Source organism: Microbulbifer harenosus (genome assembly GCF_005771435.1).
Classification (GTDB): domain Bacteria; phylum Pseudomonadota; class Gammaproteobacteria; order Pseudomonadales; family Cellvibrionaceae; genus Microbulbifer; species Microbulbifer harenosus.
Map to the genome: position 1 here is coordinate 249791 of NZ_VANI01000004.1, position 16541 is coordinate 266331.

General features: G+C 49.8%; 8 protein-coding genes and 1 tRNA gene. All 9 read right to left on the minus strand.

Translation table 11 applies throughout. From position 1 onward, the window contains the following. Positions 1-8: 8 nt before the first annotated feature. The 9 genes from FDY93_RS03385 to FDY93_RS03425 all read right to left on the minus strand — a co-directional run bounded on the left by FDY93_RS03385 (position 9) and on the right by FDY93_RS03425 (position 16369). Positions 9-1697: a nuclease-related domain-containing DEAD/DEAH box helicase gene (locus tag FDY93_RS03385; RefSeq protein WP_138234335.1), complete on the minus strand. Its 1689-nt coding sequence runs from the start codon at positions 1695-1697 to the stop codon at positions 9-11. A gap of 9 nt (positions 1698-1706) precedes the next feature. Next, positions 1707-6266, minus strand: a complete 4560-nt coding sequence (drmA, locus tag FDY93_RS03390) for a DISARM system helicase DrmA (RefSeq protein ID WP_138234336.1) — start codon at positions 6264-6266, stop codon at positions 1707-1709. Then, entirely contained in the window at positions 6263-10429 is a 4167-nt protein-coding gene (locus tag FDY93_RS03395) for an Eco57I restriction-modification methylase domain-containing protein (RefSeq protein ID WP_138234337.1), read from the minus strand. The genes drmA and FDY93_RS03395 overlap by 4 nt, the downstream gene beginning before the upstream one ends. A 5-nt stretch (positions 10430-10434) precedes the next feature. Next, positions 10435-13584: a DISARM system SNF2-like helicase DrmD gene (gene drmD / locus FDY93_RS03400; protein ID WP_138234338.1), complete on the minus strand. Its 3150-nt coding sequence runs from the start codon at positions 13582-13584 to the stop codon at positions 10435-10437. 3 nt (positions 13585-13587) lie between these two features. Then, on the minus strand, positions 13588-14028 hold the full coding sequence (locus FDY93_RS03405) for a very short patch repair endonuclease (RefSeq protein ID WP_246068443.1): 441 nt from the start codon (positions 14026-14028) through the stop codon (positions 13588-13590). A 14-nt stretch (positions 14029-14042) separates the two neighbouring features. After that, positions 14043-15083 carry a DNA cytosine methyltransferase gene (locus FDY93_RS03410; protein ID WP_138234340.1) on the minus strand — a complete coding sequence of 347 codons (1041 nt, stop codon included), beginning with the start codon at positions 15081-15083 and terminating at the stop codon, positions 14043-14045. A gap of 65 nt (positions 15084-15148) precedes the next feature. Next, the gene (locus tag FDY93_RS03415) at positions 15149-15361 is read right to left on the minus strand and encodes a helix-turn-helix domain-containing protein (protein WP_138234341.1); all 213 of its coding nucleotides are present in this window, start codon (positions 15359-15361) and stop codon (positions 15149-15151) included. Between the two features lie 528 nt (positions 15362-15889). After that, positions 15890-15965 (minus strand) — tRNA-Phe (locus FDY93_RS03420). A 122-nt stretch (positions 15966-16087) separates the two neighbouring features. Beyond that, positions 16088-16369 carry an oxidative damage protection protein gene (locus tag FDY93_RS03425; protein WP_138234342.1) on the minus strand — a complete coding sequence of 94 codons (282 nt, stop codon included), beginning with the start codon at positions 16367-16369 and terminating at the stop codon, positions 16088-16090. Positions 16370-16541: the final 172 nt, after the last annotated feature.

Consider the following 16541-nt stretch of genomic DNA (forward strand, 5'->3'; position numbering starts at 1 on the left):
TTCAGATCTCAAACAATAAGGTCTTCTATCTTTCTATCGGAAACTATCTTGAGTATGTGCTTCGCTCTCGAACAGGCGACATACAAATCGGAAATTCCAAAATGCTCGACAGAGCCGGGCTCGACGACATCCACGAGTATCACGATATCTGCTTCCAAACCTTTGAAAGAGCGAATCGTAGAAAACAAAATTCCTTCGTCATGTCGCCACTCGGAAGTATCGAAAGTCAGTTTTTGCTCTCCAATCTTGTTTAATCCGTTCAAGCAAGAATTTTTGAACCGATTAGGAGAAAGGATCACAACCTGGGAGCAAGAAATCTTGTCTACAGCGATCAACTGTTTGACCATGGAATCAATAGCGGGAGGAATCTTGTGTTTTTTCTCGGTGATGAACTCCGTAGACACACCATCCGGGGCCAACGGATGTGTCGCTATTTCCCTTTTTAGAATCTTCGAACAGGTTCCCGATATGGCTTTAGTGTTTCGGCAGTTGGTTGGCAAGCGAAATGGTTCGCCCATTGCTGGCACGAAGACTTTTCCATCGTTATAGAGATTCTGTGCGGGATCATAGAACACATACAAAAAACCGTTCTCTTTGGCTTCATTCAATTGCTCCAGAGGCTCCCACCAATCCGGATAGAAATCTTGAGCCTCATCCACGACGACCGCATCGTATTGCTCGTGAATGAATTCGAGGGCATCCAATAGTAAATATGCCGCTTCCTCTTTCCAGAAATGCTCACTATTTCGTTCAGGAGGGTTGAAGCCAATGCCCGCTCTTCTACATAACTGTGCACACAGCGCATGGAAGTGATGTACATGAACCAAATCGTCTAGCTCACCAGGTAGCTCTTGCTTCAACCAGTTCGCCAGTTCCTTGTTGAAACAGACGAAAAGTGTTTTCATACCTTTTTCAGCAAAGGTTTCTGCTTGGCGTTTGGCAAGCATCGTTTTTCCCGATCCCGCAACGCCTTCGATTGCTACCCGCTTATTGTCTCCCAAAAATGCAAGCAACCTGATCTGCTCGTCAGTGAGTCGGATCAATCTTTCCTCTTGCTCTTCAATGGTTCGGAAAAGAACTGGCAGAATATTGAACGCTGGCAAAATGGCTCGTTGGACTTTGCCGAGCTCTTCTTTAGAAAAGGCGTAGGGTGTGGCTGTTCTGGCCCACTGTCGAAGGGCACGAGCCACCTTGTCCGCGATGCTGCTCAAATCATTAGAAGAGAGTGTAATGGCAGCATCTGCGCCTGGTGGGAGCGCACCGCTATAAATGCAATCTGGAAAGATAACGGCATAGCCGTGAGAAAAAGGAGGAGAGTTTCCTCCGTATACTCGATTGCTGATTAAACCCACTATCTGGTGCGAGTTTCGTCTGGCCTGTTCGAAAGGGTCCTTTATAGGCTTGGAATAACTTCCAAGTTCACGAAACCAACCTCTGTTATCAGCATCGTATTTAATGGTTCCTCCTTTTACCTCGACAACCAAAATACCCATCTCTGGCCATACGATCAAAAAATCTGCTTCGCCTTCGATCAGAGTAACTTTTCCTGTTCGATCATTTCTGTCAGGTCGCAGCCAAGGGTAACTGTGCAGCACGAGCACATTGTTTGGCAACTGATCGACGAGCGCTCGCGCTACATCTCGTTCCGGTTTTAAATCGATTTCATCAACATCGATATTGGGTATCAATCTGGCCATCTGAACCGCCTAATCCTTTATTTCTTCAGCATGGAGTGTGATTGAGGCCCAATCACCGTCCGGCAAATCGAATGAAACGTTGGCTTCCGGGTAACGTAGTTTCATACGAGTGGTTATGTTTCCATTTTCATCTTGTAATTCACTCCAACTCAATGTTCCCGCAAGTGTACCCTTAGGAAACTGTCCCTGTTGTACATCCGAAACGGACATCACCACGAACGTATTCTTTTCTGGCTTTTGATCTTTCGACCTGGCGATGGTCAGCTGCTTGGATTGTCCATCGACTTCAATTTCGACGACCGTTTCAGATTCATATTTGCCTTTTGCGATATCGACCACTGAAACGAGTAACCCGGGAGCAGATGTTGTAGAATTGGTTCTTCTTCTAGAACTTCTCCCTGATCCTGCTGAATTTGCATCATTGTCGTCAGGGACGACGACCCTGGGAGTCCAATTTGGGCTATCCGCAAACTTCCTTGTATTCATGACGAGACGGACACCGGGTTCCACCTCCCGCATGGACATCGGCACGGTGAAATCATCCCACGCTTGAACGCCTGGGGCCTTGATTAGGGCGACCATGGTGTCCTTATTGGGTCCTTTCTTTTCATAACCCAGCAAGCGCCCACCTTTTCTTACTTGTTTTGCCCATTCGTCTATACGCGCTTTCAATTCCAGCTTTGCCAATGCTTCGATATCCGAACGATCCGTGACGCTCCATGCTCGCTTGGTCAGAATATTCATGGCCGTCTTGGCCTCTGGCTTCTCCACCTTATCCATCGACATGGCGCCCGTATTCGGATTGAACGGTTCGTTCTCCAAACGCATGAGGCTCAACATCGTACCGGTAAGCCCTCGGTCGATTGCCCGCGGCGAGAAGGGTGTAACCGATTGTGCTTCTACGTGTTTGTAGAAGGTTGCGTGGTAATGTTCGAAAGTTTCGTAATGCGATAGGTCTCGGGGACGAGCCCAAGTAAGAACCGTGCACACCAGACCAGGGAATTGTCGACCGACGCGGCTAGTGGCCTGGATATATTCGGCCGTACCTTTGGGTTGCCCATTGACGGCCATAAGCCCCAATCGATTCACGTCGACACCTACCGACAACATATTCGTAGCCAACACCACGTCAATGGCCCGAATATCACCGTCTTGCCAGTCGGTCACGTATTTCCCTGTAGGAGCATCGAATCTCGCTTTGAAAGGGACTTCCAGCTGATCTAGATTCTTAGGGATATCACGATTGGAAATTCGTGAGGTCAACTCTTTGATATTCTGAACACTACGTTGAGCCAGCCCGGGGCGGTCGACCAAGCTCATCTGTACGCGGTAGGAACGTGTCTGCACGTCATCCTCCGCCAATCGTTTCATTCCGCCCAACTCTCGGAGTGAGTTGAAGTAACCCACTGTCGTCATATAAGGATCGGCTGCCGGTCCGAAACGATCGAACAATCCCTGCGATGCGGTCAGGAATGCGGTATAGACCCGAATAAGCATGGCAGGGCGTGAACTACCCGGCGAACAGACACCAAGGTATCGTCGCCCAGGATGCTCTTGAATTGGACGTTGGACGGAGAAAAAGTTGTCCTCTACATCCAATCCGTGGGGTGGAAAGACGGAAACCTTGCGCATGAAGACGCCATTGACCTGTTCCGCCGCTTTGCGCACCGTTGCAGTCGAGGCGATGATCTTTGGTTTGACCGGCTTGCCATCCAACTCCCAAGTTGAAAGCTCGTCCACCGCCGTCTCATACAGACCAACCATGGTACCCAAAGGTCCACTGATGAGATGGAATTCATCCTGAATGATCAAATCGGGTGGGCGGATAGGCATGATCTGCCGCACCTTGGTCGGAGCCAACCCTTTCAACGCACGATGGTTACCTTCGCACTCTGCACCGGGCCACAATAGACCATGACGTGGGCATTCCTTATTGGCTCGACCAAATAGAGTTCTTACCTGTCCACGCCAAGCCATCATCGCAAATTTGTCGACCGTCGCGATCATCATCGTTGGTGGGCGATGGTAGATTTCCTCGTCGACCACTTTCACCGGGATGCCAGGGTGTGGCAAATTCGAAGTCTTACCGCGTGAGAATTCGCAATGGCTCTTCTTGTCACCACAGTAAATGATGGTTTGACCTACCAGTTTGTTTACTTCGATATCTCGACCGGGCGCAACCTCACCTCCGCACCACGGGCAACTGGTTAGTTGAGCGGGCGAAGTACTGCCAGCATCCCACTTGTCCGGGTCCCGGATATCTTGAATGGCTCGATGGCTATCGTCAGTCGTGCCTGGAGTAACCTTGTTACCCACCCACAGCCCAATAGTGAATGGCTCCTTGCCCAAAGACTCGTCACCTTTGGCTAGCGCCTCCCGCCTGAGAACTTCCATTGCGCAAATCAGTGTCGTGGCACGCTGAAACTGCTGTAGGGTCAACAGTCTCAATGTATAGCGCATGATCACGGACAGTCCGCGAGAGCTATCGTAGCCCCCCAAGTTTCCCTGCAGCCTCCGGATGAACATGGTAAATGCCGCGACACCTAGATACGCTTCCGTCTTACCACCACCGGTGGGGAACCACAGCAAATCGGCGTAGGCTTCTATGGGTTTGGTACGGTCCTTGTGATTCGGATCGGCCAACGAGGGAATCGACAACAGCATGAAAGCCAGCTGAAAAGGTCGCCAAGAACGATTCTTTCGTTTTTGAAAGTCCGACAACGTCTTGGATTGATTTCTGCGTTGAGAGAGGGCGTACAAGCTACGAATACGTTGATTCGCCATCGCCAGGTTCGCCGTACGGAAGGCTCTCAATGCGTTGTCATTCTCCGCGAGCACCTGAATGCCTTCCACCAAACGCTGGTGAATATCGGTACATTTACTCAGTGCCTCTTTGGCTTCCTGATCATGACCGGCGACATCCTTCCCGATACGATCACTCTGCTCATCAATCCAAGCGCGATAATCGTCCGTTAATATCGACAAGGCTGAAACCAGTTCCTCTTTCGATAGCTCCGCTAATACCTCCATGTCCAAGTAGCCTTTCTTGACCATTTCGCACATGGCCAAGCGATCAGGACTATGGCTATTGTTTTCTGGCCAATACTCGTTTCTGCTACCAGGAATATCGGTAATCGGCACCTCATATTGCGGCATGATGATAGTGCGAACTTCTGTCGCATATTCGACAGTTTCTATATCGCTCACCGCGTGTACGGCAACACCGTGCCCAACCGCAAACTCCACCTTTTTACGGTAGACCATTTCCAGAGCCTTACGCTCGTGGTCATCAGAATCATCGAGTGCCAAAGGCCTACGTCGGAAGATTGCCTTGTCTGCCGAGTCCTGGGCAGCCCGAATTCGAATCTCAGGCTGGAACAACCATGCAGTATCCTTGTTGGATTCCGGCTCTTCCTGCGCATTGACCAGGAAGAGTGTAATCAAGCGGTCGCCATCGGCGTTTTTGGCCCGGACACTTCCTTGAATTCGGACTTCAGGATGCTCCTTGTCGGGAGCCTGGTGTGGGACGATCCCTTCCTTCATCGGCAAACTAATTCGGCCACCACAGGGAATACGTTTCCAGACTTTGGGTTTCATCTCGGTTTCGACTGAGAACAACTCGTCACCCGCCGCATTCTTAGTGCCCAGAGACACGCAATTGACCCGTTCCAGCCCTTTCTTTTCCTGGTGCGCTTCAACTTCCTGTTTGGTCATTTTGCGTTTTATGGGCTTGATATGCTCGTGGTCATAGAGCCGCTCATAACGACCCCATAGTGCCTCTACTTCAATAGCCTCAACATCCCCGCTTACACAGAACGTGATGCCCATACTGGATGGAATCAAAGACTGATTACTGGCAGCATCGATCTCATCTGCACTGTCAGACTCAGCCTCGACCTTACCCGTAGTGGAGTTAAATTCCGCTCCCGGTTCATGGCTCAATCGATTTGGTGCGTTCCTATCGTGAGTATCAATGGACTCATCTGGTTCTTCGCCTTCTTCGTTAGCAAGGGGGCCTTCTAGCCCTTCGATTGAGCCGTCTTTCCTACTGTCGCGTGGGGCCAGCTTCCCAACCAAATAACGGTCACGAACACTCATATCAACGATTTCTTCGTAAGGCCCATTCGCCGGCCCTAGAAGGTCGTCTACGACAGCAAGTTGTAATAATTCTCTTATATATGCCTGATCATTGATCAATGGCACCTCAGCAATGGTCGTTCCCGAAAGTTTGGGCAGGCTCTCAAGAAAATCAGTCCACTGAATTCTGGATATCCCGCCACTTGGTGCAGACAGTGGTGTTCCAAACAGTGATGAAGGTGCGTCGAAGGACAGGTATTTATCGAAATAGACGGTGGTGCTGTCGAGAGATGAACGGATTCGGTAGACCCGACCTACACCAATAGCGTCGGCAGAATCGTTAAGAGCCAAGATCCAATCACTTTCATGAAGGGCCTGATATTTCGTGACTTCACCAGCAAGCGAAAGTGAATAGTGCTCGAAAGGCAAGCCTAACGAGGTTTTTGATGTAAATGCGACCCACGCATTGTTTGTCTTTATACTAGTGTTCATTCGTCTTCCTGTCCGAAGATATCCATTTGCGGTGTTGGTTCGGCAACCTTATCCAACGTCATATCTCTCGGTGGTCGCTTATCATACTGAATGATTGAAGTTACGCTGGCCTTTTTAGATTTATTGGATAATTCGGCTTCATGGCGTTCTTTATTGAGTAGAGCCAAACGATAAAGTAGCTCCTCACGAGCGGCTTCACTGATTGTGAAACGTATGTTCTTTCCTTCTGGGAGGTAAGCAACTTCGTGAAAATCCTGTTCGAGGTTTATGTCATCGAAGCCATACGCATTCAATACAACTTGGTTTATTTTCGTTTGCAACTCACGAAGTTCGATAATATCTTCGGATTGAATTTCAGAATCGTGTAAATCGTTATAGAACTTCGTCATACCAATGTTGTTCGATTGCATGTATTGCAATCTTTTATCGAAGAATACCTCTCCTATATTACGTAAACCGTCATGTGAGTCACTTAGAGTGCCGTTTGGAAAGGGGAAAGTCTCAAATATATCGCTATGTGTATAGCGCATATCTTGTTTCATTTTCGAGCAGTACTCCCAAGCCCATATCGCATGAACATCTGATGAGAGGCAACAAAATAGCGCATAACTTTGACTAGCTATCACACACAAAGAGTCGCTATATACGTAATCTGACGGAACCAAAGCAAAGCATGGGTACTTTGTGGCAGCTCTAGCAAATACAATGATACGCTCTAAAGGTTGATTGCTTCCGTCCCAGCCTTTAGGGTGTTTTTCAAAGCTATGCCCACGACCTATTGCATGAAACATGGCTGGACGTTTTTCACCGTATTGCCACCACCTCTGTGGCAAAGGTTTTCTCAATACGTATTCCCCATTTTCATCTTTTCGTTGCCGCTCTGCTTTAACACTTTCTTCAATGTGTTTATATGCAGATTGAAATTTGCGTGCTGTATTCTCGTCCCAATCAAAAAAATTAATAACTTTTCGGCCAGGCACAAAACTAGGGGTGTTATTAACTTCTTTGCCAATCAAATAGTCAAACACGACCTCGCAAGAATTATCCTCATCTTGTTTCCATTGAGAATAGATTTCTTCATCAACAATAAATCCATCGCCTAGAATAATCGCACCCTGAAATACCAATCCGCTGCTTTCATATAACTTAACAGGTCTCCAATTCTCCCTTTGAGTTAATGACGAACTTATATTGTTGACGATGCTGACTCCGATAGACTTATTTCCAGCCCATTTTGATCGTGCGACATGGACACTGCTGGTAACAACATTTGCTTCACCAGACCAAACGATATTCGGATTCGTTTTGTAGATAATCGAACCTGATTCCAGCACGGAATCAAGACCAACTTCTCGCGTATTTCCTTCTGAAATCGTATTCACAGCGATAAGACCAAAGAACCCTGGTTTACGAATTATCGAGTTGGCTCTTATGAAGAAATACGCAACTAAGTCTGCGGAGCCTCGTCTTCCCATGGCAATTCGTTCTACCAAGAAACCTCTGTATACGTCTCCCATAGCTCCTGTGATCTTCTGTCCGCCCAGGAATGGAGGATTTCCCACAACTGCATCAAATCCTGATAACTGTCCAATGAACACTTCAGGAAACTCCAAGCACCAATGGAATGGTTTTCGATTAGGCTTGCCCGTTGGCAAATCAGTATTCATACCATCAGTGGCACGAAGGCTTAAACACTTAACCGCATCTGAATCGCCCTCAAATGCTTGGCCAGCTTCGACCGATAGCATGGTGACGTCAGCCTTCTTCCCCCCTGCCTTAAGGGTTTCTCCAACCAATGCATCAGCAACTAATTCTGGCAGCTCCAATTTCTCACGAGCTTTTTGATCCAAATGAGCCATTACCTCGACATCATGAATATCCAAGATCGGCCGCTCGCGCAATTCCAGACGGAGCTCAATGACCTCTTTAACTGCTTCCTCAATTTTTTGTGCAAAGAGCTTCTTCTCGCTACCTTTGCCAACGTTCATATCCAGATAATACAGTTGCTCCAGATCAGTAATCCCAAGCAAGCTATCTCCATGGCGAAGGTTGTGATCCAGGAAGCCAAAGGGGCGACCTTTCGCCAGGGTAACCAACCAGATGGAAAGCTTCGCCAACTCGACAGCGAGTGGATTGATATCGACCCCATACAGGCAGCGCTCACTAATCAGGCGTCGCGCATTTACCGAGCGCTCTTCTGCATCGCCAGTCATTGGTTCTTGATTGGAAATGTTATCTACGACGATTCCTTCGCCCGTGATGAACTTGTTTTGGGATTCGGCCTGAGCCCAGGCCTCCAACAACCTCTCCGATAACCAGCGGCATACCTGAACCAGAAAAGCCCCTGATCCCATGGCAAGATCGCAGATTTTAAGATCCAGCAGCTCTTCCGGAGTCTTCAGTTTCCAATCCTTGCGTTCGGTACCTTCGGCGGGGCCCACATAGACGATCGGTTCCAGCGTCTCCTTGACGATGGATTCCGTCAGGGATTTAGGCGTGTAGTGGGTGCCTGTTTCCCGGCGATCGGAACCCGTTGCCACCATGAAAGCACCCTTGGGGTATATCAGCGGGTAACCCCAGGGGTCGATACGTAGAAAATGATAGTAGGGGGCCAACCTATCGCGCAGGGCTTGGTCGCCCAGGCAAACGACTAACAGCTTTTCTTTGTGGGCATCGCTAACGACTTTGTTGAGATCATTATTGATGCGAGACGTCGAGCTGCCCGTTCGCTCTACCAGAAGTGCTTTTACAGCCTTCTCGCCACTCAGCCGTGCATCTTCCAATTCACCCCAGGTGACCCAGGGTTTCTTTGATTTCTTGGTAGCTTCCAATTCCAGCGTGACGTCCTTGGCACGGACTACCGTTCGCTCCAACAAACCTTCATAGACGTAGCCAATTTGCTCTACATCCAGTGCCCGATAGGACAGTGTCCTCCCCTGAAATAGTTGAATAGCATCTAGCAGTAACAGAACCGTGCGGTTGTCGATTGGTAACGGTTGCGCGGGATCGTAACGCCAGTTCGAATCTTTTGTGCGCCCTTCAAGAAAGGGGAATCGATCGGGGTCGAACAGAGAGCCCCCCAGCGCTGGCATGCGCAGCGTTTCGTGATCCACGCCGCCATACACGGCACGGAATATCGCCAGTAAGCGCGACCAGGCGTCGCGGCGATGGGATAGGATTTCTTCCGAGTGCAAGCCTGCTTGCTCACGCAATTGCATTCGCAAGCTCGAGGCGGCGTAGTAGGCTTCGTAGCGCTCATCACCCAATAGCAACAAACCGCGCTCTTCGGCACTCAACAAAAATACGAGGCGCATCATTACCGTCAAACCAGCCTCATAGAGTGCGGCGGGTTCTACGTCTTTGAGTAACTCACGTTCACGATCCTGGTCTGCCTTGTCCAGTGCCTGAACCAGCACTTCGACTGCACGCCTGACTTGATCGCCAAGAGCGTCGGTGACTTCATCCTGATGCTTTAGGGACTCATCCAGCAAGGCCGGCAATTGCTGACTCGAATCCAGGAAAAAGCGGCGAATTCCCAATAGGTTGATGAAGGCCTGTAACGTGACCGGTTCCTGCCCCCATAAGCGGGCATACCAACTGGCATAGGTAGTGACGCCGCCCTCGGGTGCATCGATCAGCATCCAGCGTTCACCGTTGGTGAGCAGCCCCAGTCGCACCTTCGTGGCTCGACAGAGTTGGAGCATTCTCTCCACAGGGCTCGCAGCCCATCCATCGGACTTGTTGACAGTCTCGAGATCAATGCCAGCAGGCAACGTTTTGATCAGCAGGCTAGGCGAATGATCAGCACCAGTGACTACGGCATAGTCCGGCTTGATCACGACGCCATGCTCTGGTGCTTCGAATGAGACTCCATCAATGCTGTTCGCCGGTTTCAGTACATCCTCATCGTCGTCTTCATCCAGCTCCAGACCTTGCTTGAGAACCAAATCTATCCAGGCCGCATGTAGCTCTGAAAACGAAGGATCTGCATCGTCTTGGGCTTCCCGCCACTCTTCATAGGCCTGGCGTAATAGCTTTTTCTTGGCTGGATTCAGTTCGTCCAGACCTTGAGGAAAGTGCGATTCCAGAACGGTCTCGGCGAGAAAGGGACCTGAGATTTCAAGGAGTGATAGCCATTCACCGTGAGTCTTCTTTTCGTACATCGTGATTACTCCGGCTGTGTGCTGAGTGATTGCGGAACGAGAATTATCGCAGCCACAGGAAAAGCATGTTGGCTGGGATCGCTGAATCGCATGGCGATGGCTTCGATTTCGCTTTCACGCTCTTTGGGAATGCGGGCCAACCGTGCTTCCAGAGCTTGGTTATCGCGCTTGAGTTGCGTACGTTCTACCTCGTTGAGATCTTCGAATACGAATCCCAGCTGCTCCGGCTGCCTCTCGAACTCCAACTCATGTCGAATGGTCTTTTCGAGTTCGTTGAGGACATCATTGATGTCCTTTGTTTCTTTCTCTTGCTGAATACGCAGAGTGTTCGCCAAAGTCTTCAAACGCTCGTTGGCCCGACTGGACACGGACGATTTGATGGCTTCGAGATGCCGATCGAATCGCGTCGCAAGGGCGATCGTCGTGGGTTCATCGACGGTGCAAGGCTCAGACTCCTCTAACCACCGACGCACTTCTCCCACGCGTGTTTCACGCTTGAAAGAGGTATCGCTAAGAAGGCCTCCTGACTCTATCAATTCTTCGTGAAGTCGATGATGTTTCCCTCCGGTGATCACCAGACGAGAGACGACCACCAACGCTGGGCCCTCCAGTTGATCATCCGGCAGTGCTTTTACACTGACCCGGTGTAATTTTTTGACATCTTCCTGGGCCCAAACCTCTGCTCGTAGTAGTCGTAAGCACATTTGCACCAAGCGATGATTCATGTGGACTAACACGATATCGTCTCTACCTTTGGCCACTTGGTGGTCAAAGGTGATCGGTCTGATTTGGTGAGTGTGCGGATGCTCCAGACCTTCGGCACAACGCGCCCATGAGCCTGTCAGTGCGGGCATCTGATAAATGGTGCCCGGTGGGGTTTCGGGCAATTCGATCGGCTTCAGGGGAGGCTTTCCTGCCAGTAATAGAGCAGTATCGACAGCCGCTTTGATCCGCTCGGGCGTAAGATGGAAGTCCTCTTGCGTTTCCAATAATCGACTGTGCAGCCTTTCGATCCTTTCCCTCAAACGGGCATCGGCACGCATGTACCGTTTGGAAGAAGCCATCTTTTGCTCTGCCACGGCTGTTTCCAATTCGGTTCTGGTGCCTTCCAGCACCTGGGAGATTTGTGGCTCGATGAGCGCATTCACGCTCCCCAGATCCTGACGCATGGAATCGATCTTGCGGAGCGCGCGCAATATGTCATCGGCATGGCCACCGATCGCGCCCTTAGACGTATCGGCATCGACCGGATGCCAAATGAAAACTTCTTTCTCGCGCTGACCATGACGATCAATACGGCCATTACGCTGTTCCATGACGTTGGGGTTATAGGGTATTTCAAGGTGGATGAGATAATTACAGTAGTTCTGTAAATCGATACCCTCAGAAGCTGCGTCGGTGGCCAACAATATGCGGACGTTGGATTGGGTTGGGTGTGCTTGGAAAGCGGCTTTTATGCGCTCTCGGTCCTGATGATCAATACCGCCATGTAAGATGGCCAAGCGCTCTCCACCATAATCGTGGGTAGCCAGGATTTTATGAAGCCAATCTAGGGTCGTTCTGTATTCAGTAAATAGAATGACGCGCTTGCCGTTCCAATCGCCACTTTCCTTTAAGTGAGATTCCAACCAATCCAGTATGGCCTTAGCCTTACTGTCTACTTGGTTCATGGCACTTTGCGCCCAGTCACGCATGGGTACCAAGGACGCGCGCTGTTCATCCGTCAAAGGCGGCACACGACGGCTTGCCTCTTCAACCGCTTCGGTTTGAGCCGATTCATAACCAATGTCATCACGATAACCTTCTTCCGTCTTGGCGATCAATTTCCGCAGAATCCGATCATCTATATCGCTCTTTTTCTTGCTGTAGCCCTTGTGGATATTTTCTACATGCCTTTCAAGTGTCGACGCAAAGGCTGCCGGTGAGGAAAACAGACGCTTCTTGAGCAGATTATTGATGAATTTGGTTCCAAACTGAGCTTGTCCATCTTCGGCAGATTCCAACCTGGATTGGGCATAAGCCTCAAGTTGTTTATGGATCTGTCGCTCTGCATCCGTATAGTCGATCTTCAGTGCTTGCAGGCTTCGCTTCGGATAAAGGGGATTACCATCGTTGTCGACAAGATCACTCTTCAACCGCCTGATCATGACCTGAGCGAGCTGAGCCTCATCGGGAAGAATGTTTCGGGCGAAGCGTTGGTCGTCCAGCAGTTCAAGTAAGGAAGTAAAAGATTCGGTATACCCATTGTGTGGCGTTGCCGTCAGGAAGAGGCGGTGCTGAAAATGCGGCGACAGTGTGCGAATCAGTTTCGTGCGCTGGCTTTCGACGGCATAACTTCCAGACCCAGACGGCGCTATGTTGTGTGCTTCATCCACCACCAACACATCGAATTTTCTTGGGTAGGAGGGATAGGTCGGCAATATGTCGCGCATGAGGCGCAGCCCTTCGCCACTCTTCATCCAATCCATAGAAGTAATCAATCGGGGAAACGATGTCCAAGGATTAACGTGAATTCCCCGTTCACGGCGCAATTTCTTGACGTAGTCCGTATCGACAACCTTGAACTCAAGCCCGAATTTCTCGAGCATTTCGCCGCGCCACTTCTCTTGCAAGGACGCGGGGCAAACGACCAATACACTACGTGCTCTATGTCGCAGCAAGAGTTCTTGAATCACCAGACCTGCTTCGATGGTCTTGCCAAGACCAACGTCATCCGCGATAAGGAGATTGGCTCGTGCTAGATCAATGGCCCGCACCAGAGGATCAAGCTGAAAGTCTTCTATGCTGACACCGCTCCTGAAGGGAGCCTGTAGAAAGCCGCGGTCGGCATTGGTTGCGGCGCCCCACCGGACGGCATCAAGGAAAGCTTCGAGACGCTTCGATTCGTCGAACCCCGTTATCGAGGGAAGTCCTTTGTTTTCGATGACATGGGCGCTAGGCTCGATTTCCCAAACCACTTCAAGTTCTTCGCCGAGCCCATCTTCATCGATCGAAGACAATTTGACATAGTGTTGACCCGTCTTGCCGATATCTTCAACGTCGGAGCGCTGTATATCAGCAACGACCCACTGCCTACGACGCACCTCAACCAATTGTCCTGGTTCAGGTGGTGTCGAGTATCTTCCACTTACTCTTCGCGTCGTATTGTCCGCCACTTTTCACCCCATATTTTTTGTTCTGCTATAAACCGCCTCAATGATTCTTTTGACGGCTATCTCCGGATCTTCGTGCTCCCAAATTCTGACGACATACCATCCGATATCGTTGAGCCGTCGATCCGTGTCTTTATCACGCTCACGATTGGTCTCGATTTTGTTTCGCCAAAATTCGGAGTTGGCTTTCGGCCAAGAACCATGTTCAAGACAGCCATGCCAAAAACATCCATCGACGAATACAGCAACCTTTGCACGAGTAAATACAATATCGGCTTTTCGCCTTGGCTTCCTGAGGACCGGGTAGTCGACCCTATACCGCAACCCTTGCGCAAATAAGCGCTTACGAATTCTGGTCTCTGCAGATGTGTCTCTCTGCCCGGTTGCAGCCATTCGCTTGCTTGCAGCAGCGGACGATGGAACGGGTGAAGTTCTTTTACGAGGCACACCCATTCTCCCAGCTAACAAATCAATTCGTATTCTTCGAGGTGAGCCTTGATACTTTTAGCGATGGCTTGGCCCAGACCTACGGGAACTGCGTTGCCGATCATCCTTCCCAGGGTTCTAAACTCAACGGATGCTCCTCTCTCAATAAATTTATAATCTCGAGGGAACCCCTGAATCACTGCCGCTTCGCGTAAAGAAATAGCACGGTCTTGTTCTGGATGTCCAAACCGCCCGTTTCCATAACCGTAGCATTGAGTGGTCATGGTCGGGGCTGGCTTATCCCATTCCATTCGGCCATAGACACTGGGATATGTTTTACCCGAACCCTCTTTGTGGCAGTCAGCTACCAGTTTCTTAGGCCAGTCTCGCCACGTGCCACCCGGTTTCGATGCTCGTATTCGTTTTAGATTAATTTCACTCAAAGTTGCAGAAACATGGAGCTTGTCTCGCTCGGAGCTCTCGCCAGCTGCTATTGGTTTTAGTCGACCGATTACTTGTTTAACAGTCCTCGGCTTTTCATGCGTCTTTTCGATCATCTTGATAGGGCCGTACTGCGAAGCGAGTAAGACCAACCTTTTTCGAGTCTGAGGGACACCATAATGAGTGCTATCGACGACGCTATACCAAACGTGATAATCAAGCTTCTTGAGATCAGAAACGAAGTCATGAAAGACTTCATGCTTTTGTACACTAGGTACGTTTTCCATCGTGATGACTTCAGGTAGAGTGCCTTCTGCCAATCTTGCAAATTCGTAAAGAAGCCCCCAGCGATCGTTTCGATCTAATTCATATCTCTGTGAATATGTAGAGAACGGCTGACAGGGTGCGCAACCCGCCAGGACTCGTATTTCGGCTTCACCAAACAGCGCCTCGATCTCTTCGGGTTCAAGTTCAGAAACATCCCGCTCCAAGAAAACGGAGTTATTATTCTTTTCATATGGATAGCGGCAGGCAGCATCCAAATCTATTCCTGCAACGACGGGCAACCCTTCCTTTACAAAGCCATGAGTCAAGCCACCCGCACCACAAAATAAATCGACACATGAAATCGTCATGGATCGGTACTCTCCATACTCAAAATATCGTTATAGACATGCATGTTTGTAGTTCAGCAGCAACATCAGCTTTCATGAGCATCCTTAGGTTCATTGTCATCAGCCTCCGCTGCCTGACCTGAGCGAACCCACTCATCTACCTCCGCCGCCTTGAACTTCCAAAAACGACCAATGCGATGCGCTGGCATCCCTTTCTTGTTCCGCCACGCGTAGACCGTATCCTTGCTCACACCAAGGTATTCACCGATCTCTTCAACAGAAAGCCATCTGTCGCTCATAGTTCAGGTGCCCATGCAAATCGTGTTTATAGATTTTTCTCAAGATAGTGATTTTGTCATAGGCCTAGTCGGATTAAAATGGAAAATAGCTGATTTGAGCTGAATAGAAGTGATTAGATCTGATTTGTGGTGGTCTTAAGGTTGTTGAAACACGGACAGCCGGGGTAAGGGCACTGGCTCATTACAGGCAAGAATTGTATTGATTGGGTGGCGCTGACGCTCGAACGCTACGATCGATAAGTTGATAGAACAGCAGATGGATGCTGTTGCATTTGGCCGTTAAAGAGATGTTGCTACTGATTCTGATTAAATTTAGTTTGCAGAAGGAGAAGAAAGATTGGGGCAATGGGGCATTAAATCAGAGATGTTTTCTGCGGATACAGAAATGAAAAAGCCTCTAGGATCAATATCTTAGAGGCTTTTTACCATAACCTGGCATTTGCAGATTTTTACCATAAAGTGGCAAAACAGCCATTTTTATCGGTGAATCCACAAAAGCCCCACCCTTGCGGGTGAGGCTTGTTTGTTTGGTGCCCAGAGGCGGAATCGAACCACCGACACGGGGATTTTCAATCCCCTGCTCTACCGACTGAGCTATCTGGGCTTCGCTTTTATCGAGGTGTCCCCGGCAGCGAGGCGCGTATTAAACCTGCTCTCTTTTGAGGAGTCAACCCCTTGATTGATAAATAGTTTTTGCGATCAATTAGACGGTTTGTGAGCGGTCGCTTACTTGTCGTCGCCTTGCTCTGGCACGAAGCCTTCGGCGGCGTCGTAGTCTTCGCCGCTGAAGAATTTGGTCATCTGGTCGGCGAGGTAGGCGCGGGATGAGGGTTCCATCATGTTCAGGCGCTTTTCGTTGATCAGCATGGTCTGGTGGGCCATCCACTCCTGCCAGGCTTTGGCGGATACGTTGTCGTAAATGTCCTGACCTTTGGGGCCGGGGAAGGGCGGGTTGGGGAGGCCTTCCAGTTCCTGTTGGTATTTGCGGCAGAAGACGGTGCGGGACATGGGTTCTCCTAATTCTCTGGTCGAGGATTGCGACTTCATCAAGGCTACGAAGTGCGATACCTGAATTGCAGGGTGGGTGCTGGGGTGGGCTTTCGAAAGCGTCGGCGACAGGGAAGTCGCCGACGCAGCGTACATGGATGTATTCACAGTGGTTTCGAAAGCCCGCACCAGT